The 22,763-nt window shown below is 61.4% G+C and carries 26 protein-coding genes; 13 read left to right on the top strand and 13 right to left on the bottom strand.

Annotated features, from left to right (window positions below; translation table 11 throughout):
• The first annotated feature begins 148 nt into the window (after positions 1 to 148).
• The 7 genes from hyi (at position 149) to GTQ41_RS08265 (ending at position 7,967) form a co-directional block, all read left to right on the top strand.
• Complete coding sequence (gene hyi / locus GTQ41_RS08295) at positions 149 to 931, top strand: hydroxypyruvate isomerase (protein ID WP_007961652.1); 783 nt, start codon at positions 149 to 151, stop codon at positions 929 to 931.
• A gap of 133 nt (positions 932 to 1,064) precedes the next feature.
• Positions 1,065 to 1,958, top strand: coding sequence for a 2-hydroxy-3-oxopropionate reductase (locus GTQ41_RS08290; protein ID WP_047292610.1), 894 nt, complete (start codon positions 1,065 to 1,067; stop codon positions 1,956 to 1,958).
• Between the two features lie 170 nt (positions 1,959 to 2,128).
• On the top strand, positions 2,129 to 3,403 hold the full coding sequence (locus GTQ41_RS08285; protein WP_047292609.1) for a glycerate kinase: 1,275 nt from the start codon (positions 2,129 to 2,131) through the stop codon (positions 3,401 to 3,403).
• Positions 3,400 to 4,815, top strand: coding sequence for a pyruvate kinase (gene pyk, locus GTQ41_RS08280; protein ID WP_047292607.1), 1,416 nt, complete (start codon positions 3,400 to 3,402; stop codon positions 4,813 to 4,815). The genes GTQ41_RS08285 and pyk overlap by 4 nt, the downstream gene beginning before the upstream one ends.
• 208 nt (positions 4,816 to 5,023) lie before the next feature.
• Positions 5,024 to 5,938: an urea transporter gene (locus tag GTQ41_RS08275; RefSeq protein WP_041072909.1), complete on the top strand. Its 915-nt coding sequence runs from the start codon at positions 5,024 to 5,026 to the stop codon at positions 5,936 to 5,938.
• 21 nt (positions 5,939 to 5,959) lie between these two features.
• A complete protein-coding gene (locus GTQ41_RS08270; protein ID WP_047292605.1) occupies positions 5,960 to 6,784 on the top strand; it encodes an ion transporter in 825 nt (274 codons plus the stop codon).
• Positions 6,785 to 6,968: 184 nt separating this feature from the next.
• Positions 6,969 to 7,967: a sulfate ABC transporter substrate-binding protein gene (locus tag GTQ41_RS08265; protein ID WP_047292603.1), complete on the top strand. Its 999-nt coding sequence runs from the start codon at positions 6,969 to 6,971 to the stop codon at positions 7,965 to 7,967.
• A 143-nt stretch (positions 7,968 to 8,110) separates the two neighbouring features.
• Here the strand turns inward: GTQ41_RS08265 and GTQ41_RS08260 are convergent, their stop codons facing one another.
• On the bottom strand, positions 8,111 to 8,731 hold the full coding sequence (locus GTQ41_RS08260; RefSeq protein ID WP_047292601.1) for a DUF5666 domain-containing protein: 621 nt from the start codon (positions 8,729 to 8,731) through the stop codon (positions 8,111 to 8,113).
• Between the two features lie 243 nt (positions 8,732 to 8,974).
• Between GTQ41_RS08260 and GTQ41_RS08255 the strand changes: the two genes are divergently transcribed.
• Positions 8,975 to 10,162, top strand: a complete 1,188-nt coding sequence (locus GTQ41_RS08255) for an MFS transporter (protein WP_047292599.1) — start codon at positions 8,975 to 8,977, stop codon at positions 10,160 to 10,162.
• A gap of 69 nt (positions 10,163 to 10,231) precedes the next feature.
• On the opposite strand, the gene GTQ41_RS08250 is transcribed toward GTQ41_RS08255, so the two are convergent.
• Both GTQ41_RS08250 and GTQ41_RS08245 read right to left on the bottom strand, forming a co-directional pair.
• Positions 10,232 to 10,636: a type II toxin-antitoxin system HicB family antitoxin gene (locus GTQ41_RS08250; RefSeq protein ID WP_007961664.1), complete on the bottom strand. Its 405-nt coding sequence runs from the start codon at positions 10,634 to 10,636 to the stop codon at positions 10,232 to 10,234.
• Complete coding sequence (locus tag GTQ41_RS08245) at positions 10,636 to 10,848, bottom strand: type II toxin-antitoxin system HicA family toxin (RefSeq protein ID WP_041072921.1); 213 nt, start codon at positions 10,846 to 10,848, stop codon at positions 10,636 to 10,638. Before GTQ41_RS08245 ends, GTQ41_RS08250 begins: the two co-directional genes overlap by 1 nt.
• Before the next feature lie 307 nt (positions 10,849 to 11,155).
• Here GTQ41_RS08245 and GTQ41_RS08240 point away from each other — a divergent pair, with 307 nt between their 5' ends.
• From GTQ41_RS08240 to GTQ41_RS08230, 3 genes are all read left to right on the top strand, one after another.
• Positions 11,156 to 12,043: a LysR family transcriptional regulator gene (locus GTQ41_RS08240; RefSeq protein WP_047292597.1), complete on the top strand. Its 888-nt coding sequence runs from the start codon at positions 11,156 to 11,158 to the stop codon at positions 12,041 to 12,043.
• A gap of 82 nt (positions 12,044 to 12,125) precedes the next feature.
• On the top strand, positions 12,126 to 12,593 hold the full coding sequence (locus GTQ41_RS08235) for a helix-turn-helix domain-containing protein (RefSeq protein WP_047292596.1): 468 nt from the start codon (positions 12,126 to 12,128) through the stop codon (positions 12,591 to 12,593).
• Positions 12,590 to 13,165: a PIN domain-containing protein gene (locus tag GTQ41_RS08230; RefSeq protein ID WP_047292593.1), complete on the top strand. Its 576-nt coding sequence runs from the start codon at positions 12,590 to 12,592 to the stop codon at positions 13,163 to 13,165. The genes GTQ41_RS08235 and GTQ41_RS08230 overlap by 4 nt, the downstream gene beginning before the upstream one ends.
• A gap of 58 nt (positions 13,166 to 13,223) precedes the next feature.
• On the opposite strand, the gene GTQ41_RS08225 is transcribed toward GTQ41_RS08230, so the two are convergent.
• The 10 genes from GTQ41_RS08225 to ccmA form a co-directional block, all read right to left on the bottom strand.
• Positions 13,224 to 13,628: a hypothetical protein gene (locus GTQ41_RS08225; RefSeq protein ID WP_047292591.1), complete on the bottom strand. Its 405-nt coding sequence runs from the start codon at positions 13,626 to 13,628 to the stop codon at positions 13,224 to 13,226.
• 27 nt (positions 13,629 to 13,655) lie between these two features.
• Positions 13,656 to 14,858 (bottom strand): c-type cytochrome biogenesis protein CcmI, encoded by a 1,203-nt coding sequence (ccmI, locus tag GTQ41_RS08220; protein WP_047292588.1) that lies wholly within the window; start codon positions 14,856 to 14,858, stop codon positions 13,656 to 13,658.
• Positions 14,855 to 15,325: a cytochrome c-type biogenesis protein gene (locus tag GTQ41_RS08215; protein WP_041072928.1), complete on the bottom strand. Its 471-nt coding sequence runs from the start codon at positions 15,323 to 15,325 to the stop codon at positions 14,855 to 14,857. Before GTQ41_RS08215 ends, ccmI begins: the two co-directional genes overlap by 4 nt.
• Positions 15,322 to 15,858: a DsbE family thiol:disulfide interchange protein gene (locus GTQ41_RS08210; protein WP_041072930.1), complete on the bottom strand. Its 537-nt coding sequence runs from the start codon at positions 15,856 to 15,858 to the stop codon at positions 15,322 to 15,324. The genes GTQ41_RS08215 and GTQ41_RS08210 overlap by 4 nt, the downstream gene beginning before the upstream one ends.
• Positions 15,855 to 17,843: a heme lyase CcmF/NrfE family subunit gene (locus GTQ41_RS08205; protein WP_047292586.1), complete on the bottom strand. Its 1,989-nt coding sequence runs from the start codon at positions 17,841 to 17,843 to the stop codon at positions 15,855 to 15,857. Before GTQ41_RS08205 ends, GTQ41_RS08210 begins: the two co-directional genes overlap by 4 nt.
• A 3-nt stretch (positions 17,844 to 17,846) precedes the next feature.
• Positions 17,847 to 18,302, bottom strand: a complete 456-nt coding sequence (gene ccmE / locus GTQ41_RS08200; RefSeq protein ID WP_041072935.1) for a cytochrome c maturation protein CcmE — start codon at positions 18,300 to 18,302, stop codon at positions 17,847 to 17,849.
• A complete protein-coding gene (gene ccmD, locus GTQ41_RS08195; protein WP_003222944.1) occupies positions 18,299 to 18,475 on the bottom strand; it encodes a heme exporter protein CcmD in 177 nt (58 codons plus the stop codon). Before ccmD ends, ccmE begins: the two co-directional genes overlap by 4 nt.
• A complete protein-coding gene (locus GTQ41_RS08190; protein WP_047292583.1) occupies positions 18,472 to 19,227 on the bottom strand; it encodes a heme ABC transporter permease in 756 nt (251 codons plus the stop codon). Before GTQ41_RS08190 ends, ccmD begins: the two co-directional genes overlap by 4 nt.
• A 77-nt stretch (positions 19,228 to 19,304) precedes the next feature.
• Positions 19,305 to 19,973: a heme exporter protein CcmB gene (gene ccmB, locus GTQ41_RS08185; RefSeq protein WP_003222942.1), complete on the bottom strand. Its 669-nt coding sequence runs from the start codon at positions 19,971 to 19,973 to the stop codon at positions 19,305 to 19,307.
• Complete coding sequence (ccmA, locus tag GTQ41_RS08180; RefSeq protein ID WP_047292581.1) at positions 19,970 to 20,605, bottom strand: cytochrome c biogenesis heme-transporting ATPase CcmA; 636 nt, start codon at positions 20,603 to 20,605, stop codon at positions 19,970 to 19,972. The genes ccmB and ccmA overlap by 4 nt, the downstream gene beginning before the upstream one ends.
• 197 nt (positions 20,606 to 20,802) lie before the next feature.
• Between ccmA and GTQ41_RS08175 the strand changes: the two genes are divergently transcribed.
• On the top strand, positions 20,803 to 22,383 hold the full coding sequence (locus tag GTQ41_RS08175) for a flagellar hook-length control protein FliK (protein WP_047292579.1): 1,581 nt from the start codon (positions 20,803 to 20,805) through the stop codon (positions 22,381 to 22,383).
• On the top strand, positions 22,380 to 22,709 hold the full coding sequence (locus tag GTQ41_RS08170; protein WP_047292576.1) for an EscU/YscU/HrcU family type III secretion system export apparatus switch protein: 330 nt from the start codon (positions 22,380 to 22,382) through the stop codon (positions 22,707 to 22,709). Before GTQ41_RS08175 ends, GTQ41_RS08170 begins: the two co-directional genes overlap by 4 nt.
• Positions 22,710 to 22,763: the final 54 nt, after the last annotated feature.

Raw genomic sequence — 22,763 nt, 5'->3', positions numbered from 1 at the left:
GGATTTGATGGCCGCGGTTACTCCCCTGTAGGAGCTGTCGCAGGCTGCGATCTTTTGATCTTGTTTTTCAGGATCAAGATCAAAAGATCGCAGCCTGCGGCAGAACCTACACAAAGCCATCATCATTAATTCGCAACAGGAGACCACCATGCCGCGTTTCGCAGCCAACCTGTCCATGCTGTTCACCGAACAGGATTTCCTTGCCCGTTTCGACGCCGCCGCCAAGGCCGGTTTCAGTGGTGTGGAATACCTGTTCCCGTACGACTTCAGCTCTGCCGAAATCAAGGCAAAGCTCGATGCCAACGGGCTGACCCAAGTGCTGTTCAATCTGCCGGCCGGTGACTGGGCCAAGGGTGAGCGCGGTATCGCCTGCCTGCCGGATCGCGTTGAAGAGTTCCGCGCCGGGGTCGATCTGGCGATTGCCTACGCGCAGGTGCTGGGCAACACCCAGGTCAACTGCCTGGCCGGTATCCGCCCGCAAGGCGTCGACGATGCCACCGTGGAAAAGACCTTCGTCGCCAACCTCAAGTACGCGGCCGACAAGCTGCAGGCGGCGGGCATCAAACTGGTGATGGAAGCGATCAACACCCGCGACATCCCGGGCTTCTACCTGAACAACACGGCGCAAGCCCTGTCGATTCGCGAGCAGGTCGGCAGCGCCAACCTCTTCCTGCAATACGACATCTACCACATGCAAATCATGGAAGGCGATCTGGCCCGCACCCTGCAATCGCACCTGGCCGAGATCAACCATGTGCAGCTCGCGGACAACCCGGGTCGCAACGAGCCGGGCACTGGCGAGATCAACTACCGCTTCCTGTTCGAACACCTGGATCGGATTGGTTATCAGGGTTGGGTCGGCTGTGAATACAAGCCGCTGACTACCACTGAAGCCGGTCTGGGCTGGCTCAAAACGCATAACGCAATCTGATCGAACACGGTCATTCCTGTAGGAGCTGCCGAAGGCTGCGATCTTTTGACTTTGCTTTTCAAGATCAAGATCAAAAGATCGCAGGCTTCGCCAGCTCCTACAGAGAGCCACACAAAAACAAGAGGATTTTCTCATGGCTAAAATCGGATTTATCGGCACCGGCATCATGGGCCACCCAATGGCTTCGAACCTGCAGAAAGCCGGTCACAGCCTGTTCCTGTCGGCGCACCACGACGCCGCTCCGGCCGACCTGGTGGCTGCTGGCGCCGTCGCCCTGGCCAACCCGCGCGAAGTGGCGCAGGAAGCCGAATTCATCATCGTCATGGTGCCGGATACCCCGCAGGTCGATGACGTGCTGTTCCGCGCCGATGGCGTCGCGGCTGGCATCGGCAAAGGCAAAGTAGTGATCGACATGAGCTCGATCTCGCCGACCGCCACCAAGGCCTTCGCCGCGAAGATCAACGAAAAAGGCGCGCAGTACCTCGACGCCCCGGTATCCGGCGGTGAAGTCGGCGCCAAGGCCGCGACTCTGAGCATCATGGTCGGTGGCGACGCCGATGCCTTCGAACGCGCCCTGCCGCTGTTTCAGGCCATGGGCAAGAACATCACCCTGGTCGGTGGCAATGGCGACGGTCAGACCGCCAAGGTGGCGAACCAGATCATCGTCGCGCTGAACATTCAGGCCGTGGCCGAAGCCCTGCTGTTCGCTTCGAAAAACGGTGCCGATCCAGCCAAGGTGCGTGAAGCGCTGATGGGCGGTTTCGCTTCGTCGAAGATCCTCGAAGTACACGGCGAGCGCATGATCAAAGGCACCTTCGACCCGGGCTTCCGCATCAGCCTGCACCAGAAGGACCTGAACCTGGCCCTGCAAGGCGCCAAGGAACTGAACATCAACCTGCCGAACACCGCCAACGCCCAGCAAGTGTTCAGCACCTGCGCGGCGATCGGTGGCAGCAACTGGGACCACTCGGCGCTGATCAAGGGCCTGGAACACATGGCCAACTTCTCGATTCGCGACAAGAAGTAATCTGCGCTTCTGGCTCGCTCCCTGTGGGAGCGGGCTTGCCCGCGATGGCATCGACTCGGTCCGCCTGAATGACCGCGGCGCCTGAATCGCTGGCAAGCCAGCTCCCACAAGGATCGCGTCGCTGCACCGTTGTCGTTCCATCCCAATAACAAGAATTCCGGGAGCCCGCCATGTCGGTCGATCCGCAACAACTGCTGCGTGAGCTGTTTGCCACAGCCATCGACGCGGCCCATCCGAACCAGGTCCTCGAAGCCCATCTGCCTGCCGATCGCACGGGTCGGGTGATCGTCATCGGCGCCGGCAAAGCCGCCGCTGCCATGGCACAAGTGGTCGAGCGCAGCTGGCAGGGCGAAGTCTCGGGCCTGGTAGTGACCCGTTACGGTCACGGCGCCCCGTGCGAAAAAATCGAAGTGGTCGAAGCCGCGCATCCGGTACCGGACGCTGCCGGCCTGGCCGTGGCCAAACGCGTGCTGGAACTGGTCAGCAATCTGACTGAAGACGACCGCGTGATCTTCCTGCTATCCGGTGGCGGCTCTGCCCTGCTCGCCCTGCCGGCCGAAGGCATCACCCTGGCCGACAAGCAGTCGATCAACAAAGCCCTGCTCAAATCCGGCGCGACCATCGGCGAAATGAACTGCGTGCGCAAGCACCTTTCGGCGATCAAGGGCGGCCGCCTCGGCAAGGCTTGCTGGCCTGCCACCGTCTACACCTACGCAATTTCCGATGTGCCGGGCGACCTCGCCACGGTCATCGCCTCCGGCCCGACCGTGGCCGACCCGAGCACTTCCGCCGAAGCGCTGGCGATCCTTAAGCGCTACGGCATCGAAGTCCCGGCGTCCGTGCGCACCTGGCTGCAAAGCCCGGAATCGGAAACCGTCAAACCCGGCGATCCAAGCCTGACCCGCAGCCATTTCCAGTTGATCGCGCGCCCGCAGCAATCGCTGGATGCCGCGGCGGTGAAATGCCGCCAGGCCGGTTTCAGCACGCTGATCCTTGGCGACCTGGAAGGTGAATCCCGCGAAGTGGCGAAGGTCCACGCCGGCATCGCCCGGCAGATCATCAATCACGGGCAGCCACTGGCAGCGCCGTGCGTGATTCTCTCCGGCGGCGAAACCACCGTGACCGTACGCGGCAATGGCCGTGGCGGGCGCAACGCCGAATTCCTCCTCAGCCTCACCGACAGCCTCAAAGGCCAGCCCGGCGTCTACGCGCTGGCCGGTGACACCGACGGCATCGACGGTTCGGAAGACAACGCCGGCGCGATCATGACCCCGGACAGCTACGCCCGCGCCGCCGCCCTCGGTTTGAGCGCCAGCGACGAGCTGGATAACAACAACGGTTACGGCTACTTCGAGGCGCTCGACGCGCTGATCGTCACCGAACCGACCCGCACCAACGTCAACGACTTCCGCGCCATCCTGATCCTTGAGAACTGCAAATCATGACGCCTGATAAAAAGGTCAAAATCCTCGCCACCCTCGGGCCTGCCGTCGACGGCATCGAAGACATCCGTGAACTGGTCGAGGCCGGGGTCAACATCTTCCGCCTGAACTTCAGCCACGGCGATCACGCCGACCACGCCAAGCGCTATCAGTGGATCCGCGAAGTCGAGCGCCAGCTCAACTATCCGCTGGGCATTCTGATGGATTTGCAGGGGCCGAAACTGCGCGTCGGCAAGTTCGCCGACGGCAAGGTGCAGCTGCATCGCGGTCAGGCGTTCCGCCTCGATCTGGACGCGACCCCGGGCGATGAACGCCGGGTGAACCTGCCGCACCCGGAGATCATCGCCGCGCTCGAAGCCGGCATGGATCTGCTGCTGGATGACGGCAAACTGCGCCTGCGCGTGGTCAGCAAATACTCCGACGCGATCGACACTACCGTGCTCGCTGGCGGCGAACTGTCGGACCGCAAAGGCGTGAACGTGCCGCAAGCGGTGCTCGACCTCAGCCCACTGACCGCCAAGGATCGCCGCGACCTGAGCTTCGGTCTGGAACTGGGCGTGGACTGGGTGGCGCTGTCGTTCGTGCAACGCCCGCAGGACATTCTCGAAGCCCGCGAGCTGATCGGCGACAAGGCCTTCCTGATGGCGAAAATCGAGAAGCCGTCGGCGGTTGAGCAACTGCGCGAAATCGCCCAACTGAGCGACGCGATCATGGTCGCTCGCGGCGACCTCGGCGTGGAAGTGCCGGCAGAAAGCGTGCCGCAGATCCAGAAAAACATCATCAGCACCTGCCGCGAACTGGGCAAACCGGTGGTGGTGGCGACGCAGATGCTCGAATCGATGCGTTTCTCCCCGGCCCCGACCCGCGCGGAAGTCACCGACGTGGCCAACGCCGTGGCTGAAGGCGCAGATGCGGTGATGCTGTCGGCCGAAACCGCCTCCGGTGAATACCCACTGGAAGCGGTGCAGATGATGAGCAAGATCATTCGCCAAGTGGAAAACGGTCCGGACTATCAGACCCAACTCGACGTCAGCCGACCGAAAGCCGAGGCAACGGTGTCCGATGCGATCAGTTGCGCGATCCGCCGCATCAGCAACGTGCTGCCAGTGGCGGTGCTGGTCAACTACAGCGAATCGGGCGCTTCGACGTTGCGCGCGGCACGGGAACGACCGAAAGCGCCGATCCTCAACCTGACGCCGAACCTGCAGACCGCGCGGCGCTTGAGCGTGGCGTGGGGTATTCATTCGGTGGTCAACGATCGTCTGCGTCAGGTCGATGAAGTGTGCTCCACCGCGCTGGAAATCGCCCAGGCGCAAGGCATGGCCGAGCGTGGCGATACCTTGCTGATCACCGCCGGTGTGCCGTTCGGGCAGCCGGGATCGACCAACTCACTGCGGATCGAAACGCTGATCTGACCCATATTTTTGATGTGAATACAAAACCTGTGGTGAGGGGATTCATCCCCGATTGACTGCGCAGCAGTCACCGCTTCAAGAGAGTGACGGTTTTCACAGAAAAACCGCATTCACCGATTTGGGGCTGCTTCGCAGCCATCGGGGATAAATCCCCTCACCACAGGTAAGCAAGACCTTTTGATTGTCCAACTGCCCAGATTTTTTCAACATGCCTGCCAATCATTTCAACACCCACTGCCCCGACTGGGCCGAGGCTTTGCTCAACGGTTTCAGTCAGATTTTCCTCCAGCGCCATCCGCTGTGCGGCCTGTTGTGCCTGCTGGCGATCCTGCTCACTGCGCCGGTGCTGTTTGCCGGCGCGCTGCTCGGTGCAGTCGCCGGACTGCTCACCGCGCAACGACGCAACTATGCCAAGGCGGATCGTCAGGCCGGGTTGTTCAGTTACAACGGGGTGCTGCTTGGCTTGGTGCTGAGCCTGTATTTCCCGTGGTCGCCGATGCTGCCGCCGCTGATTCTGGCGGCCGGTGGCCTCAGTGCGATGGTCACTCAGCAATGGCTCAAACACGTCTACCGCAGCCGATCGATACCGGCCTACACCTCACCGTTTGTAGCAATGAGCTGGGTGTTACTGTTGTTCGCCGAACCGTCTGCGCCGATGACTCACATCGAGATGACCACGCTGAACCTGCTCGCCGCTGAACTGCGTGGACTGGGTCAGGTGATGTTCCTCGGTCATCCGCTGGCCGGCGCGTTGATCGGCATCGGTCTGTTGATCGCCGATCGCCGCGCGTTCTGCTGGGCGCTGCTGGCTTCCGGCATCGGCCTGGCATCCAGCCTGCTGCACCACGAAACCGCTGCAGCGTTGCTGGGACTGGGCAGTTACAACGCGGTGCTCGCCGCCCTCGCCTTCAGTTCACAGCGTCAACAACCGTGGCTACCGCTGCTGGGCATCGTCCTGGCGCTGCTGGTCACCCCGCTGTTCGCCGCCCTTGGTCTGGCGACGCTGACCGCGCCGTTCATCCTCGCCGGCTGGCTGATCCGCGCCGGGATCCAGATGCTCGGCAAAGCGGCCGTCGACGCCACGCCTTGCGCACAGGGGGACAATCAACCTAGGCTGCGCTGATCTTCAATTCAGGCGTTATCCATGGACAGCAGCAACAGTTGGCGTGAACGGCTTTACGTGATGATTTTCCAGAGCGACACCCTCGCCGGGCGGCGCTTTGACGGCACCTTGCTGTTGATCATCCTTGCCAGCCTGGTGGTGGTGATGCTCGACAGCATCGACAGCATTCACCAGAACTACGCCGATGTGCTGGCCTACATTGAGTGGGGCTTCACCGTCATTTTTCTCGGCGAGTACATCCTGCGCCTGTATTGCTCACCGAAGCCGTTGCGCTACGCCTTCAGTTTCTACGGACTGGTGGATCTGCTGGCGATCGTGCCGGGGATCCTCGCGCTGTATTACAGCGATGCGCAGTACCTGCTGATCATCCGGATCATCCGGATGCTGCGGATCTTCCGCGTACTCAAGCTCAGCCCATACCTCAAGCAAGCCAACTATTTGATGTCGGCGCTGCGCGGCAGCAAGCAGAAGATCGTGGTGTTCCTGGTCAGCGTCTGCACCCTGGTGACGGTGTTCGGCACCCTGATGTACGTGATCGAAGGCCCGGAACACGGCTTCACCAGCATCCCCAAAGGCATCTATTGGGCTATCGTGACCCTGACCACCGTCGGCTTCGGCGACATCGTCCCGAAAACCCCGCTGGGCCAGGTAATTTCCTCGCTGGTGATGATCACCGGTTACTCGATCATCGCCGTGCCCACCGGGATCTTCACCGCAGAACTGGCCAACGCCATGCGCGGCGAACAGCTGCAACACGACTGCCCGGTGTGCAAGAAAAACAGCCATGAACATGGCGCGGCGTTCTGCTCCCGTTGCGGTAATGCGCTGTTCAAGAAACTGGAATAAGCACAGATCTTTTTAATCTTTAAACGACTATGCATGCCCCGTTATAGTCACTAGCAAATTGGCATCACCCACAATCCCTGTAGGAGCTGCCGAAGGCTGCGATCTTTTGATCTTGTTTTTAAAATCAAAGTCGAAAGATCGCAGCCTTTGGCAGCTCCTACACATAAACAACAAGGAATGCGCAGTGAAAAAACTCTTTGGCGCCTCACTTCTCGCCGCCGGTCTTGCCTTTGGCAGCGTGGCTCAAGCCGCACCGACCCTGCTCAACGTCTCCTATGACGTGATGCGCGATTTCTACAAGGACTACAACACGGCGTTCCAGAAACACTGGCAGGCCGAGCACAACGAAAACATCACCGTGCAGATGTCCTTCGGCGGTTCGAGCAAGCAGGCGCGCTCGGTGATCGATGGCCTGCCGGCTGACGTCATCACCATGAACATGGCGACCGACATCAATGCCCTCGCCGACAACGGCAAACTGGTGCCGGACAACTGGGTCACCCGCCTGCCGAACAACAGTGCACCGTTCACCTCGGCCACCGTCTTCATCGTCCGTAAAGGCAACCCGAAAGCCCTGAAAGACTGGCCGGACCTGTTAAAGGACGGCGTGCAGGTGATCGTGCCGAACCCGAAAACCTCGGGCAACGGCCGCTACACCTACCTCTCGGCCTGGGGCTACGTGCTGAAAAATGGCGGTGACGAGAACAAGGCCAAGGACTTCGTCGGCAAACTGTTCAAGCAAGCGCCGGTGCTCGACACCGGTGGCCGCGCCGCGACCACCACGTTCATGACCAACCAGATCGGCGACGTGCTGGTGACTTTCGAGAACGAAGCCGAGATGATCGCTCGCGAATTCGGTCGCGATCAGTTTGAAGTGATCTACCCAAGCGTCTCCGCCGAAGCCGAGCCACCGGTGTCGGTGGTCGACAAAGTGGTCGACAAGAAAGGCACCCGTGCTGCCGCCGATGAATACCTGAAGTACCTGTGGTCGCCGCAAGGCCAGGAAATCGCCGCCGCCAACTACCTGCGTCCACGGGACCCGGCAGTGCTGGCGAAGTACACCGATCGTTTCCCGAAAGTCGACTTCCTGTCGGTTGAGAAGACCTTCGGCGACTGGCGTTCGGTGCAGAAGACCCACTTCAATGATGGCGGGATCTTTGATCAGATTTATACCGGTCAGTAAGGCGTGAACTGAAATGAAAAAGGCGACCTCAACAGGTCGCCTTTTTTGTGGCGAACCCCTGTAGGAGCTGCCGCAGGCTGCGATCTTTTGACTTGGATTTTAAAAACCAAGATCAAAAGATCGCAGCCCGGCAGCTCCTACAGTTACATCGGCGGCGTGACGCCATCCTTGCCGGCGGAAATCGATTGGGCGGTCAGCGTGCCGTCCGCGCCTTGCGTGACGAACGTCACGATCTTCACCCCAACCTTGAGCAAACTCCGATCCCCTGGCATCAGGTTGACGATCGGCACATCCTCCGGCACCAGAATCTTCTGCTGCCCGCCCTTGTAGTTGACGGTCAGCACCCGGCCATTGCTCACCACCAGATCACCGACGCTGCCATTGGTCATGCTGCTGCCCTTGGCCAGGTCGAACCGCCGATGGCCGTCGCCGCTGCCGGCCAGTTCTGGTGGGAATACATGCACTTCCAGCGCCTTGAGCGTACCGTCCTCTTGCGGCATGGCCGCCGAGCCGATGTAACTGCCGGGTTTGATGTCCTCGATATTGGCCAGGGTGACGGCGCGCACTTTGGTGTCAGCGGTCAATTGAATCACCACGTTCTCGCCGCTATTGACGTGGACTTTCAACGAGTCAGCGCTGACTCCGGTGATCTCGCCGCGTACGCCGATCCGCATCCCCGGGGCATCCGCAGCCTGTACTGCGCTGGCGCCAAGCAGACCGATCAGGACAATCGTGGTGATGTGACGCAGCAGCCGACGCAACATGGCAATCCTCCGTTGGTAAACAGTTGAACAGCAGCGGTAAACATAAGCACGCTATCGAAGAAGATGTAAGTGAATGTATCATCGACGCTCTCCGGCCGGACGCAAGGTTCGCCGATGGACGACACCGCGCTTGAAGCCAATCATTCCGCAACGGAATAACTGATATCGATACAAGGCTTCTACCGCCACGTCGGTGCGTCCCTTAGCCTCACCGCATTCCCTTTCGCTGGATCGAGAAACCTTATGAACGCTACAACTCACGCAATGACCCGAGGCATGGTGCTGCTGTTCGCCTTCTGCTGCGGTGCCATCGTCGCCAACATCTACTACGCGCAACCGATCATTGGTCTGATCGCACCGGACATCGGCCTCTCCGACACCATGGCCAGCTTCATCGTCTCGCTGACACAGATCGGTTATGCGCTGGGTCTGTTTTTCCTGGTGCCGCTGGGCGACCTGCTGGAAAACCGCCGACTGATGATCATCACCACCGTGGTGGCCATTGCCAGCCTGCTCGGCGCGGCGTTCACCAGTCAGCCGAACGTGTTCCTGCTGATCTCGTTGCTGGTGGGCTTCAGTTCGGTGTCGGTGCAGATCCTGATTCCGCTGGCTGCACATCTGGCGCCGGAAGAATCCCGTGGCCGGGTGGTCGGCGGGATCATGGGTGGCTTGCTGTTGGGCATCCTGCTGGCAAGACCGGTATCGAGCGTCGTCGCTGACCATTTCGGCTGGCGCGCGATGTTCATGATTGCTGCGGCGTTGATGGCAGCGATCAGCGTGGTGCTGGCGCTGACCGTGCCCAAGCGTCAACCGGATCACAGCGCCACATACGGCCAACTGATCGGCTCATTGTGGACATTGCTGCGCCAGCAACCGGTGCTGCGTCAGCGCGCGTTTTATCAGGGTTGCATGTTCGCCACCTTCAGCCTGTTCTGGACCGCCGTGCCACTGGAGCTGGCGCGTAACCATGGCCTGTCGCAGAGCGAGATCGCGATCTTCGCCCTGGTCGGCGCCATCGGTGCCATCGCCGCGCCGATCAGCGGACGCCTGGCGGACGCCGGCCACACCCGAATCGCCTCGCTGCTGGCCATGCTGTTCGCCAGCCTGAGCTTCCTGCCCGCCTTCATCCACCCGGCCTACAGCGTCATCGGCCTGGCCGTGACCGGCGTAGTACTGGATTTCTGCGTGCAGATGAACATGGTTCTCGGCCAGCGCGCGGTCTACTCGCTGGACGCCAAAAGCCGTGGTCGCCTGAATGCGCTGTACATGACCAGCATCTTCATCGGCGGCGCCTTCGGCTCGTCGGTCGCCAGTGCGGTATATGAGCACGGCGGCTGGTTGTGGATCGTGATTGTCGGCAGCGCGTTCCCGCTGCTGGCGCTGGTGCGGTTTTTGAGTGCTTCGCAACGTGGTTCATTGGCAACCGCTTAAGACGTCAAAAGCATCGCAAGCAGGTTCGCTCCCACAGGTTGTTCACCGGGCCCATGGGAGCGATGACGCTCAATACCGAACCAGTTTCTCCATCGCCGCATCCGCCAGAAACGAAGAACGGCTTTTGACATTGTGTTCACGCACATAGCGATCGATGCGCTGGATCACATAGCCTGGCAACGTCACGTTGACCTTCTCGGTCTTGCCCATGTACGGCGAGATATCCAGTTCAAGCATGCCCCAGCCCATGTCGGCAAACTCCGGATTATTGCGATGCGCCGCTGCCGACGTCGGCATCGGAATCGATTCGCCGTCCGCCGCCATCTCCTGCAGCATGAGATGGGCGACTTCAACGGCTGCGTTATAGGCGTCCTCGAAAGTGTCCCCGGCCGTGACGGCGCCGGGAATGTCAGGTATCTGAATACCGATGGCGGTGTTGTCGTCACCCCATTCGATGCAGATCGGATATTGCATTATGGATCTCCCTTGCAGCTGGCTGGCGGGTGGTACAACCCGGCACGCCTCCTGATGCTTTTGACCGTCCCCAGCGGCAAATCCTTCTTCGGGTGGGGAACGGGAATGGTGTACGGGTTGTAACGATGCCTGAAGATGTGATGACTGCCGGTGACTCGATCCAGCGTCCAGCCTGCCTCCTCCAGCTCCTTGATCAATAGCCTGCTTTGCACCTACCGCCTCCTTGCTCCGGCCGAATAAAAGTAACTCTAGAGTCATCTTTACTCAAGCACATGAATCTGCTGAACGACGTTCGGTTGTTTTACCGCATGTGATCGATGGCACAGTCTTGTCCACGGATTAAACTCAGCGACTCGCAAAGCTACATCCTGGCCAACACCCTGTTCCCCTGTGGGAGCGAGCCTGCTCGCGAAAGCGGTCTGATATTCAACAAATGTACTGGCTGATCCGACGCCTTCGCCAGCAAGCTCGCTCCCACAGGGCTCGTCTGAATGCTTGAAGATTGCACAAGGACCTGAGATGGACCGCCTCGCCGCCATGGAAACCTTCGTCTGCGTTGTCGAAACCGGCTCGTTTTCCGCCGCCGCGCGACGCTTGAATATCGGCCAGCCCGCCGTGTCGAAAACCATCGCTCAGCTGGAAAAGCGCCTGGCGGTCAGCCTGTTGCTGCGCTCGACCCGTGGCCTGACGCCAACCGAAGCCGGCCTGGCGTTTTTCGAGCGAGCCAGACGCGCCATCGATGAAGCCAACGAAGCCGATAACGCCGCCCGTGGCAGCGCCGGCGGTTTGCGCGGCAACCTGCGGATCAGCGCGGCGGTGACGTTCGGTCGCCTGCACGTCGTGCCGCAAATGGGGGCGTTTCTCGCTCAGCATCCGCACCTGAACATCGACCTGATGCTCGATGACCGCAACATCAATCTGGTCGAAGAAGGCATCGACGTCGCCCTGCGCATGGGCCCGCTCAGTGACTCCAGCCTCACCGCGCGCAAAATCGCCGACTGCCGCCGCGTGGTGCTCGGCAGCCCGGCCTACTTCGCCCGCCACGGTGAGCCGTGCTGCCCGACCGATCTGGATCAGCATCAAGGCATTGTCTACAACCTCAGCGGCGGCGCCACCTGGACCTTCACCAAAGGCAGCGAACAGCAGACACAAACCTTGACCGGCCGCCTGCGCGTCAGCGCCGCCGAAGGTTTGCGCGCAGCCGTGCTGGCCGATCAGGGCCTGGCGATTGCCTCGCAATGGATGTTCGCCCCGGAGCTGGCAAGCGGCGCGGTCAGGGCGGTGATGAGTGATTGGGCATTGCCGGATCAGGATTTGTGGGCGGTGTTCCCCACGGGACGGATGGTCAGTGCGAAGGCGCGGGCATTTGTGGAGTACATGGAAAACTTGCTGACACACCTGAACTGAACCAGCGCCTGTTTCGTTTATTGCGGTTTTCGTTTAATTCGAATAACGTTCAGGCATCTTATTCAGAATGCTGGAATCCATTATGTCGATTGTCCTCCACCCCTCTCTCAACCTCCCGGTGGAGCGCGAAGTCAAAGCCGCCATCGAAGGCAAACGCGCGCTCGCCGCCTATCTGGCGACCCAATTCGAAACACAGCACATCCAGATTTTCGACGAACAGAACCAGGCGCATCAGGTCGAGCTTCCGACGTCGGCACTGCGGCTACTGATGGATATTCTGGCGGAGCTGGCTGAAGGAAACGCCGTCAAAGTCGTACCGGTGCATGCCGAACTGACCACTCAGGAGGCCGCCGACCTGCTCAATGTCTCACGCCCGCACCTGATAAAACTGCTGGAAAGCGGCGAGTTGTCCTACCACAAAACCGGCAAGCACCGACGTGTGCGTTTCGCCGATTTGATGGACTATAAAACCCGGCGCGATACCGCCAGCGAGCAGGCAATGGCGCTTCTCGCGGAGCAGGCACAGGCTTTAAGGACAGGATACGAGTGAGGCATTCCCCTTTCACCGCTGTATACGATGCATGTGTTTTGTACCCCGCCCCGCTTAGAGACTTGCTGATGTGGCTCGCGCTTTCGGGGCGATTTCGAGCCCGATGGACCCAGGAGATTCACGGCGAATGGAAACGCAATTTATTGAAGAACCGAACCGATCTGACGATGGAGCAACTGGATCGCACGTCCGAGCTTATGGATCGTGCGATACCCGATGCCTGTGTCTGTGACTATGAAGCGCTGATCACCGGACTTTCCCTGCCCGATCCCAACGACCGCCATGTATTGGCTGCAGCCATACGCTGCGGCGCTGGGGTGATCGTGACATTCAACCTGAAAGATTTTCCCGATACCTGCCTCGCCCCCTATGGCGTCGAGGCCCAACACCCAGATGAGTTTGTCGAGAACCTGTTTCACCTTGATCCGGCAGCTGTTATCGCGGCGGCGCAACGACAGCGCCAACAACTGAAATTTCCGCCAATGGAGATCGAGCCGTTCCTTGACCTTTTGCGGCGCCAGGGATTGGTCGAGTCAGTTCGGGCGCTAAGCGCCTACCGTGCGATGCTCTGAATACTCGTTTTGGAACACCAGACAAACAAACGGCGATCCAAAGATCGCCGCGTGCTCATCACTGCCCGAACTGTTTGCCCAACCCCGGCGGCACGCCGTGGATGTCGGTGTCTTCCCACGGGCCGTTGGGGCTGATCGAGCGGGTCCAGCCGTTGTTCCAGCGGAAGTACGTGCGCTGGCGGTAGAAGGTGTTGGGCTGATCGTCGAGGACGTAGACGCCGAGCTTCTGGTCCCAGTGGCTGTTGCCGCCCGGTGGCGGGGCGAAACTGGCTGAGGTGCGCGGGACTGGCTTGGACGGTTTGGCCGGGATGCTTTTTCCGGGTGCCGGCGAGGTCGACGGGGTCGGGCTCGGTTGTGACGGCGGGATGGGTGGCAGGTTGGTGGTCGGTTCCGGTCGGTGCACCGCACATGCGCTCATGCTCAAGGCCAATGTAATGACGGTGATGCGGGCGAGGCTGTGCATGGCGGTGCTTTCCTGTGGGTTCCGGGGTTATTGGTCCGGGCTGTCAATGGTCAGTGTTTGCGGCGCGGTGGTGCTGCTGGCCAGCGGGCCGCTGCGACCCACCCACTCCCCGGCGGTCGGTTGACCGGCGCGGGAGATGCGCGCAACCAGTTGGACTTCAGGAAAGTTCGACAGTTTCAACTGCGGCATCATCGCGTCGGCATCGCCCAGTTCGACGGTCACCGGCAGGTCCGCCACGGTCAGACGCTTGGCCGCCAACGGTGCCGGTGGGCCTGAAACGGCGCGGGCGAAGATGAACACGCTGTCGCCCGGTTGCACCTTGCCTTTGAGTTCGCTGGCCAGATCGACGCGCACCTTGAGCAGCGCGGCAACCTTGGCAGCCGGTGCGGCGGCGACCTTGCCGCCGCTGGCTTCAAGCCGTTCGGTGGCGCGGTTGATGCCGCCCTGCAGGGCTTCGCGGGACTTGTCGTCCTCTGGCAATTGCGCCAGCAGGCGATTCCAATAGTCGATGGCTTGCTGATAACGCTCGCCTTCGAACGCGGCGATGCCGAGCAGGCCGAGGCTGGTGACTTCTTTCGGGTCGGCTTTCAGCGCTTCGTCGGTCAGGGCCTGGAGCTTGTCCGACCATTTTTTACCGTCGGCAAAATACTGCGCCTGTGCCCACTGACCGAGCAGCTCCGGCTGGCGACCGGCAAGGTTGGCGGCGCGTTCGAACATCTTCGCCGCGTCCGCCGGGCGATCCTGGGCCATGTAGGTGCGACCGAGGAAGTACAGACCTTCCGCCGAATCCGGTTGCGCGGCGACGGCTCGTTCCAGACGCCGGGTCATCTCTTCCATCGACTGCGGCGCCTGGGCGAACTCGCGGGTCAGCTCGACCTTGTCCGCAGCACCGAAATGCAGGTACAGCCCCAGGCCCAACACCGGCACCAGCACCGCTGCCAACAACGGCAAAGGCTTGCCCAGTTTCGACACACGCGGTGCGGCAACGCCCTCGGTATCGGCGAGCAGTTCACGCGCCGCTTCCGCACGACCGCTGTCCATTTGCGCCGCATCGAGCACGCCTTCGGCCTGCTGCGCTTGCAGCTCGGCGACGCGTTCCTGATACAGCGCGACGTTCAGAGCAGTCCGATCCTCTTCACGCTGGGCGCGACGGCCACGCAAAACCGGGATCAGCAGAAAACTCAGGGCGACCAGAAGCAACAGCCCTGCGGCAAGCCAGAAATCAATCATTCTTGGTTTTTATCCAACAGTTGGTCGAGGCGCTGACGTTCTTCGGTGGACAGCGATGACGGGGTTTCGGCGCGCTGACCGCGACGACGGCGCACGATCAGGACAATCACCACCAGACCGCCAAGCAGCAGCCCGGCCGGGCCGAACCACAGCAGTGCAGTCTTGGCGTTGAGCGCCGGTTTGTAGCGGACGAAATCACCGTAGCGATCAACCATGAAATCGATGATCTGCTGATTGTCCTTGCCCTCGCCGAGCATGCGGAAAATCTCTTTGCGCAGGTCGGCGGCAATCGGTGCGTTGGAGTCGGCGATGTCCTGGTTCTGGCACTTGGGACAGCGCAGTTCCTTGGTCAACTCGCGGAAACGCTCGCGATCGCCTTCCTTGGCGAACTCGTAGGTGTCAATCGCGGCGTGGGCCACACCAGCCAGACTCAAACCCAAGACCACGGCAGCCATAAAACGCTTCATGGCTTGGCCTCATCGACCAGTGCCTGGTATTTGGCTGCGAGTTTTTCGCGCCAGACCTGTTCGTCGATCACCCCGACGTACTTGTCGCGGATGATGCCCTTGGCGTCGATGAAGAAAGTTTCCGGCGCGCCGTACACGCCGAGGTTCAGACCCAGCGAACCTTCGTCGTCACGGATGTCCAGCAGGTACGGGTTGTGGAATTCGGCCAGCCACTTCAACGCATCGGCGTTGGTGTCCTTGTAGTTGATGCCGTAGATCACCACGCCGCGCTCGGCCAGTTTGTTCAGTACCGGGTGCTCGACCCGGCAGGAAATGCACCAGGTGCCCCAGACGTTGACCAGTGCCGGTTTGCCGAGGATGTCGGCCTTGGTCAGGGTCTTGTCGCCCTGCACATTCGGCAGGCTGAATTCCGGGAAGGGCTTGTTGATCATCGCCGACGGCAGTTCCGCCGGATCGAGGTACAGACCGCGATAAAGAAACACCGCCACCAGCAGGAAAATCGCCAGGGGTACCAGCATCAACCAACGTCTCATGCAGCCGCTCCTTGCAGGCCGAGGGCTTCACGCACCTTGGCTTTGACCTTGACTCGATAACGCCGATCCAGCGCCGCCAGCAATCCGCCCAGACCGGTCAGCAGACCGCCGAACCAGATCCAGCGCACGAACGGTTTGACGTGAACCCGCACCGCCCACGCGCCGTTTTCCAGCGGCTCGCCCAGGGCGACATAGAGATCGCGAGTGAAACCGGCGTCGATCCCGGCCTCGGTCATCATCGAACTCTGCACGGTGTACAGACGTTTTTCCGGGTGCAGCACGCTGACTTCCTTGCCGTCGCGGATCACCCGGATGGTGCCCTTGTCGGAGGTGAAGTTCGGCCCCTCGAAGTGCTTGGCGCCTTCGAAGATAAAGTGATAACCGGCCAGGTCCATCGACTCGCCCGGCGCCAGACGCAGGTCGCGTTCGGCACTGTTCTGGCTCGACAGCACCACACCGAGGGCGCACACGGCGATGCCCAGGTGCGCGATCTGCATGCCCCAGTAGCTGCGGGTCAAGGTTGGCAGGCCTTTGATCAGGCCCTTGTGGCGAGTCTTGTCGAAGATGTCGCGCACACCGGCGAGCAGCACCCACGCAGCAAGCAGGAACGTCGCGATCACCGCCCAGTTGAAATCGCCGTAGGCGACACCGGCCACCACGGCCAGTGCAACGCTGCCCAGCAGCACCGGGGTCAGCATGTTCGCCAGCCACTTCACCGGCGTGTCTTTCCAGCGCACGATCACGCCGACCGCCATCACCAGCATCAGCAACGCCATCAGCGGGATGAACAGCGCATTGAAGTAAGGCGGGCCGACCGACAGCTTGGCGCCGCTCAAGGCATCGAGAATCAGCGGATACAGGGTGCCGAGCAGGATCATCGACGCCGCCACCACCAGCACCAGATTGTTGCCCAGCAGCAGGGTTTCCCGCGACCACAGGTTGAAGCCGACCTGGCTCTTGACCACTGGCGCGCGCAACGCAAACAGCGTCAGCGAACCACCGACCACGAACAGCAGGAAGATCAGGATGAACACGCCGCGCTCAGGGTCGGAAGCAAACGCGTGCACCGAGGTCAGCACGCCGGAACGCACGAGGAATGTACCGAGCAGGCTCAACGAAAATGCGGCAATCGCCAGCAACACCGTCCAGCTCTTGAACACCCCACGTTTTTCCGTGACGGCCAGCGAGTGGATCAACGCGGTGCCGACCAGCCAGGGCATGAACGAGGCGTTTTCCACCGGGTCCCAGAACCACCAGCCGCCCCAGCCGAGTTCGTAGTAGGCCCACCACGAACCGAGGGTGATGCCGATGCCGAGGAAAGCCCAGGCGACAATCGTCCACGGCCGCGACCAGCGTGCCCACGCGGCGTCGAGACGACCACCGAGCAGTGCGGCGATGGCGAAGGCAAACGCTACCGAGAAACCCACATACCCCATATAAAGCATCGGCGGATGCACGATCAGGCCGATGTCTTGCAGCAGCGGATTGAGGTCACGACCGTCGGCCGGAATCTGCGGCAGGATCCGCGAAAACGGGTTGGAGGTGAGGATCAGAAACAAGAGGAAACCGGTGCTGATCATGCCCATTACCGCCAGCACGCGAGCGAGCATGACTTGCGGCAACTGCCGGGAAAACACCGATACGGCGAAGGTCCAGCCACCGAGGATCAACGCCCACAGCAGCAGCGACCCTTCGTGGGCGCCCCACACCGCGCTGAACTTGTAGTACCACGGCAAGGCGCTGTTGGAGTTCATGGCCACGTAGCCGACCGAAAAATCGTCGGTCATGAATGCGTAGGTCAGGCAACCGAAGGCAAACAGCAGGAACGCGAACTGCCCCCACGCCGCCGGCTGGGCCAGGCCCATCCACAGACGGTCGCCGCGCCACGCACCGAGCAGCGGCACCACGGCCTGCACCAGCGCGAAACACAGCGCCAGAATCATCGCCAGATGGCCGAGTTCGGGAATAAACAGTGCAGACGTCATCAATCAACCCTCCTTCGCTGGGGTCGGTGCCGATTGACCACTGTCTTTCAGCGCTTTGGTCACTTCCGGCGGCATGTACTTCTCGTCGTGCTTGGCCAGCACTTCATCGGCCACCACCACGCCGTCGGCGTTGAGTTTGCCCAGGGCGACGATGCCCTGCCCTTCGCGGAACAGATCCGGGAGGATCCCGCGGTAGGTGATAGTCACGGCTTTGTTGAAGTCGGTGACGACGAATTTGACGTCCAGCGAGTCCGGCGAACGTTGCAGCGAGCCCTTCTCGACCATGCCGCCGGCGCGGATGCGCGTGTCGTGGGGCGCTTCGCCGTTGGCAATCTGGGTCGGCGTGTAAAACAGGTTGATGTTTTCCTGCAGGGCGCTGAGGGCCAGGCCGACGGCAGCGCCGACCCCGACCAGAATCGCCAGAATGAGGGTCAGACGTTTTTTGCGCAGCGGATTCACTTGCCGTTCTCCCGGCGCAGACGACGCGCCTCTTGTTGCAGATAGCGCTTGCGGGCCGCAATCGGTGCGACCACGTTGAGGATCAGCACCGCCAGACAGATGCCGTAGGCCGACCAGACATACAGGCCGTGGTGGCCCATGGCGAGGAAGTCGCCAAATGAAGCGAAACTCATCGCACGGCCTCCAGGCTGTTCTGCACTTCTTCTTTCACCCAACTGGCGCGCGCTTCGCGCTTGAGCACTTCAAGGCGCATGCGCAGCAACAGCACGGCACCGAAGAAGCAGTAGAACCCCAGCACCGTCAGCAACAGCGGCAGCCACATTTCAGCGGGCATCGCCGGTTTTTCCGTGAGGGTGAAGGTCGCGCCCTGGTGCAGGGTGTTCCACCACTCCACCGAGTACTTGATGATCGGAATGTTGATCACTCCGACAATCGCCAGCACCGCGCAGGCCTTGGCGGCGCTGTCGCGATTGCTGATGGCGTTGCCCAGCGCAATAATCCCGAAATACAGGAACAGCAGAATCAGCATCGACGTCAGCCGCGCATCCCAGACCCACCACGAGCCCCAGGTCGGCTTGCCCCAGATCGCCCCGGTGACCAGCGCCACGGCGGTCATCCACGCGCCGATCGGCGCGGCGCATTGCAGGGCGACGTCGGCCAGTTTCATCTTCCATACCAGGCCGACCACGCCGCACACCGCCAGCATCACGTAAATCGACTGCGCGAGCATCGCCGCCGGCACGTGAATATAGATGATGCGAAAGCTGTTGCCCTGCTGATAGTCCGGCGGCGCGAAGGCCAGGCCCCAGACCACGCCAATGCTGATCAGCAGCAACGCTGCGATGCTCAACCACGGCAGGAACTTGCTGCTGATGCCGTAGAACCACTTGGGCGAGCCGAGCTTGTGAAACCAGGTCCAGTTCATACTGTTTCCATCACGGTGCCGCTCATCGATGTGAGCGGTCTCAGGGTCTTTGCTGGTTAAATTTTAACCAGACCTCATTATTCGCCGACGCTGATCTTCAGGCCAGCCGCTATTGCAAAAGGTGTCAGGGTGATCGCCAGGGCAGTCAGGCTACCCAGCCACAGCAGATACCCGGTCGCCGGCATGCCTTGCAAGGCGGCCTGCAAGGCACCACTGCCAAGGATCAACACCGGGATGTACAACGGCAGAATCAGCAACGCCAGCAACAGGCCGCCGCGTTTCAGACCGACCGTCAGCGCCGCGCCCACCGCGCCGAGCAAGCTCAGCACCGGGGTACCCAGCAGTAACGACAACAGCAACACCGGCAGGCAGGCGACCGGCAAACCGAGCATCAACGCCAGCAACGGCGAGAGCAGAACCAGTGCCAGTCCCGAGAACAGCCAGTGTGCCAGCACCTTGGCCAGCACCAGTAGGGGCAGCGGGTGCGGCGAAAGGACCCACTGTTCCAGGGAGCCATCTTCGAAATCACTGCGAAACAATCCGTCCAGCGACAGCAGGACCGACAACAGCGCGGCCACCCAGACTAACCCCGGGGACAGGTTTTGCAAGACTTGAGTTTCCGGGCCGACGGCCAGCGGGAACAATGCGATGACGATGGCGAAGAAAATCAGCGGATTGGCCAGTTCTGCCGGGCGGCGAAACAGCAGGCGGGACTCACGGGCAACCAGTAGGCCGAACACACTCATACTGCCCAGTTCCCCAGATCGATATCGCGATAACCGGCCGGCATCCGGCTCAGCGTGTGGTGCGTGGTCAGCACCACCAGACCGCCGCGTTCACAGTGCCCGGCCAGGTGCTCTTCAAGTTGCGCCACGCCCTGTTTGTCGAGCGCAGTGAACGGCTCGTCGAGAATCCACAGCGGCGGGCTGTCCAGATACAGCCGCGCCAGTGCCACGCGGCGTTGCTGACCGGCGGACAGGGTGTGACAGGGAACATCTTCGAAACCGCGCAATCCTACGGCAGCCAATGCTTGCCAGATCGCCTCGCGCGCGGCGGGTCGATGCAGGGCGCAGAGCCAGGACAGGTTCTCTTCCGGGGTCAGCAGGTCTTTGATCCCGGCGGCGTGGCCGATCCACAACAGGTTGCGCGCCAGTTCGCTCGGTTGTGCGGTCAAAGGCTGACCGTTGAGCAGCACCTGACCACTGGTCGGCTGCATCAGCCCGGACAACAGGCGCAGCAGGCTGGTCTTGCCGCTGCCGTTGGGGCCGCTGATCTGCACCATATCGCCACTGGCCAGTCTTAATTCGAGATTTTCGAAGAGCAGCCGCAGGTCTCGCTCGCAGGCAAGGGCAACGGTTTGCAGGACAGGACTGGTCAAGGGATCACGGGCCTTATACGGTTCAAGTCGGCTCTGGCGCGGCCGTTAAAGAGATGCAGGATAAATGCAATGACGGTGCGAACCAGAGAGCTGGATCAAACAATTGCTATGTTTTCTGAACGAAGCGCAAGACGCGCGGCATTATACATGGCGTGCCTTACTCCCAAGAGCGCAATTTCCTCAGGTTGTGTCCGCGTATGACAGGCGAAATGAACATCCTCCCGCTTCCGCCCACCACCCCGGCGAACACGCGCCCGCTGGTGATGAGCGGTGAGTTGCTCAAGCTGCTGACCCCGGTCGAAGGCTTGATCGGTGCCGGGCAAAGCGCTCAGGCCGAGGTGTTGTCACTCAAGCAGGCGGATCAGACTTTCCAACTGCTGCTCAAGGTGACCGTCGACGGCGGCCGCCAGACCACCGTGCAAGCCAGCAGCAACCTGCCGTTGCCGACCGGCACCAACCTGGCGGTTACTCAGCCATCGGCGGGCAATCTGGCGATCACCGTGCAACAGGCGATTGCCAGCAGCGTCGCCGCCCTCACCCGCATCGATACCGCGCAGTTGCCGGTCGGCACACTGCTGCAAGGCAAGGTGCTGACATCGCAGACACTGCCGCAAGTGCCGGGGCAGCCGACGGTGTACCGCTCGCTGGTCAGTCTGCTCAACACCGCGCAACGTGGCGCCACGCTGGACATCGACAGCCCGACGCCGCTGCGCATCGGCACCCTGCTCTCGGCACTGGTCGAGGATTCGCAAACCCTCAAGTTCGTGCCGCTGAGCAGCCGCCAGGAGCAATTGGCGGTGAGCCAGCAACTGCTCGGCCAGCAGAGTCGCCAAGGCTCGCTGGACGGTTTGCTCAACGCCTTGCAGAACTTGCCGGCCGACGACGATCAGACCTCGCAGGATCTGCGCGCTGCCGTCGTGCGCCTGCTTGCCAATCTGCCCGATGTACAGCAGATGAGCAGCGCCAAAGGCGTGGCCCTGGCCCTGGCCAACAGCGGTGCCTTCCTCGAAGCTAAATTGCTCAGCGGACAGAATCCGGCGCTGGCCCCGGACATGAAGGCCGACCTGCTCAAGCTGATCGCGCAGCTGTCGCCGGGTGTGCCAGGCAATGCCAGTTTCAACGCGATCATCGCCGCCAACACCTTGGCGCAAGCGCTACCGAGTTTCGTGCGCAACGCCCTCGGCACCCTGGGTCAGGTCAGCGCCAAACCCGTGCCGAGCAGTTTCCCGCTGCCCGACCGCCTGCTGCAAAGCCTGGACGGCGAAGGCGATCTGGAACATCTGCTGCGCCTCGCCGCCGCCGCCGTGTCGCGCCTGCAAAGCCATCAGTTGTCGAGTCTGGAACAGACCGGGGTCACCGATGACGGCCGCCTGCTCAGCACCTGGCAGCTGGAAATCCCCATGCGTAACCTGCAGGACATCGTGCCGTTGCAGGTCAAGTTCCAGCGCGAAGAAGCGCCGGAAAGAGAACCGCAACCCAACGAACGCCGCGACGAGCGCGAACCCAGACAACAACTGTGGCGCGTCGATCTGGCGTTCGACATGGAGCCGTTGGGGCCGATGCAGATTCAGGCGCAGCTGATTGACGGCAGCCTGTCGAGTCAGCTCTGGGCCGAACGCCCATACACCGCCGACCTGATCGAAACCAACCTGTTCGCGCTGCGCCAGCGCCTGCTTGATCGCGGGCTGAACGTCGGTGATCTCGACTGCCACCTCGGCACCCCGCCGCAAGGCAATCAAACCCGCCTCGAACACCGCTGGGTCGACGAAACCGCATGAACGATTCCACTGCTCCACGTCAGGCCATCGCCCTCAAATACGACGGCAACCACGCCCCGACCCTCACCGCCAAGGGCGACGAGGAACTGGCCGAAGAAATCCTGCGCATTGCCCGCGACTGTGAAGTGCCGATCTATGAAAACGCCGAGCTGGTGCGGCTGTTGGCGCGAATGGAGCTGGGCGACAGCATCCCCGAAGAGCTGTACCGCACGATCGCCGAGATCATCGCGTTTGCGTGGAATCTGAAGGGGAAATTCCCCGAGGGGCACGACCCGGATGCGCCGATGGTCGAGAAGGATATCACCGCACGCGGGGATGATTATTGAGCCTTGAAAGCAAAAGATCGCAGCCTTCGGCAGCTTCTACAGGGAAACGCGTTC

The organism is Pseudomonas sp. AN-B15, assembly GCF_019056475.1.
In the GTDB taxonomy this organism is placed as follows: domain Bacteria; phylum Pseudomonadota; class Gammaproteobacteria; order Pseudomonadales; family Pseudomonadaceae; genus Aquipseudomonas; species Aquipseudomonas parakoreensis.
Note: the sequence above shows the minus strand (reverse complement) of the source record. Positions and strands in the feature narration are given on the sequence as shown.

Excerpts from the sequence above, each read along its gene's own strand:
- hyi (WP_007961652.1), top strand. The coding sequence starts at position 149 with ATGCCGCGTTTCGCAGCCAACCTGTCCATGCTGTTCACCGAACAGGAT.
- GTQ41_RS08290 (WP_047292610.1), top strand. The coding sequence starts at position 1,065 with ATGGCTAAAATCGGATTTATCGGCACCGGCATCATGGGCCACCCAATG.
- GTQ41_RS08285 (WP_047292609.1), top strand. The coding sequence starts at position 2,129 with ATGTCGGTCGATCCGCAACAACTGCTGCGTGAGCTGTTTGCCACAGCC.
- pyk (WP_047292607.1), top strand. The coding sequence starts at position 3,400 with ATGACGCCTGATAAAAAGGTCAAAATCCTCGCCACCCTCGGGCCTGCC.
- GTQ41_RS08275 (WP_041072909.1), top strand. The coding sequence starts at position 5,024 with ATGCCTGCCAATCATTTCAACACCCACTGCCCCGACTGGGCCGAGGCT.
- GTQ41_RS08270 (WP_047292605.1), top strand. The coding sequence starts at position 5,960 with ATGGACAGCAGCAACAGTTGGCGTGAACGGCTTTACGTGATGATTTTC.
- GTQ41_RS08260 (WP_047292601.1), bottom strand. The coding sequence starts at position 8,731 with ATGTTGCGTCGGCTGCTGCGTCACATCACCACGATTGTCCTGATCGGT.
- GTQ41_RS08255 (WP_047292599.1), top strand. The coding sequence starts at position 8,975 with ATGAACGCTACAACTCACGCAATGACCCGAGGCATGGTGCTGCTGTTC.
- GTQ41_RS08250 (WP_007961664.1), bottom strand. The coding sequence starts at position 10,636 with ATGCAATATCCGATCTGCATCGAATGGGGTGACGACAACACCGCCATC.
- GTQ41_RS08240 (WP_047292597.1), top strand. The coding sequence starts at position 11,156 with ATGGACCGCCTCGCCGCCATGGAAACCTTCGTCTGCGTTGTCGAAACC.
- GTQ41_RS08235 (WP_047292596.1), top strand. The coding sequence starts at position 12,126 with ATGTCGATTGTCCTCCACCCCTCTCTCAACCTCCCGGTGGAGCGCGAA.
- GTQ41_RS08225 (WP_047292591.1), bottom strand. The coding sequence starts at position 13,628 with ATGCACAGCCTCGCCCGCATCACCGTCATTACATTGGCCTTGAGCATG.
- ccmI (WP_047292588.1), bottom strand. The coding sequence starts at position 14,858 with ATGATTGATTTCTGGCTTGCCGCAGGGCTGTTGCTTCTGGTCGCCCTG.
- GTQ41_RS08215 (WP_041072928.1), bottom strand. The coding sequence starts at position 15,325 with ATGAAGCGTTTTATGGCTGCCGTGGTCTTGGGTTTGAGTCTGGCTGGT.
- GTQ41_RS08210 (WP_041072930.1), bottom strand. The coding sequence starts at position 15,858 with ATGAGACGTTGGTTGATGCTGGTACCCCTGGCGATTTTCCTGCTGGTG.
- GTQ41_RS08205 (WP_047292586.1), bottom strand. The coding sequence starts at position 17,843 with ATGACGTCTGCACTGTTTATTCCCGAACTCGGCCATCTGGCGATGATT.
- ccmD (WP_003222944.1), bottom strand. The coding sequence starts at position 18,475 with ATGAGTTTCGCTTCATTTGGCGACTTCCTCGCCATGGGCCACCACGGC.
- GTQ41_RS08190 (WP_047292583.1), bottom strand. The coding sequence starts at position 19,227 with ATGAACTGGACCTGGTTTCACAAGCTCGGCTCGCCCAAGTGGTTCTAC.
- ccmB (WP_003222942.1), bottom strand. The coding sequence starts at position 19,973 with ATGAGTGTGTTCGGCCTACTGGTTGCCCGTGAGTCCCGCCTGCTGTTT.
- GTQ41_RS08175 (WP_047292579.1), top strand. The coding sequence starts at position 20,803 with ATGACAGGCGAAATGAACATCCTCCCGCTTCCGCCCACCACCCCGGCG.
- GTQ41_RS08170 (WP_047292576.1), top strand. The coding sequence starts at position 22,380 with ATGAACGATTCCACTGCTCCACGTCAGGCCATCGCCCTCAAATACGAC.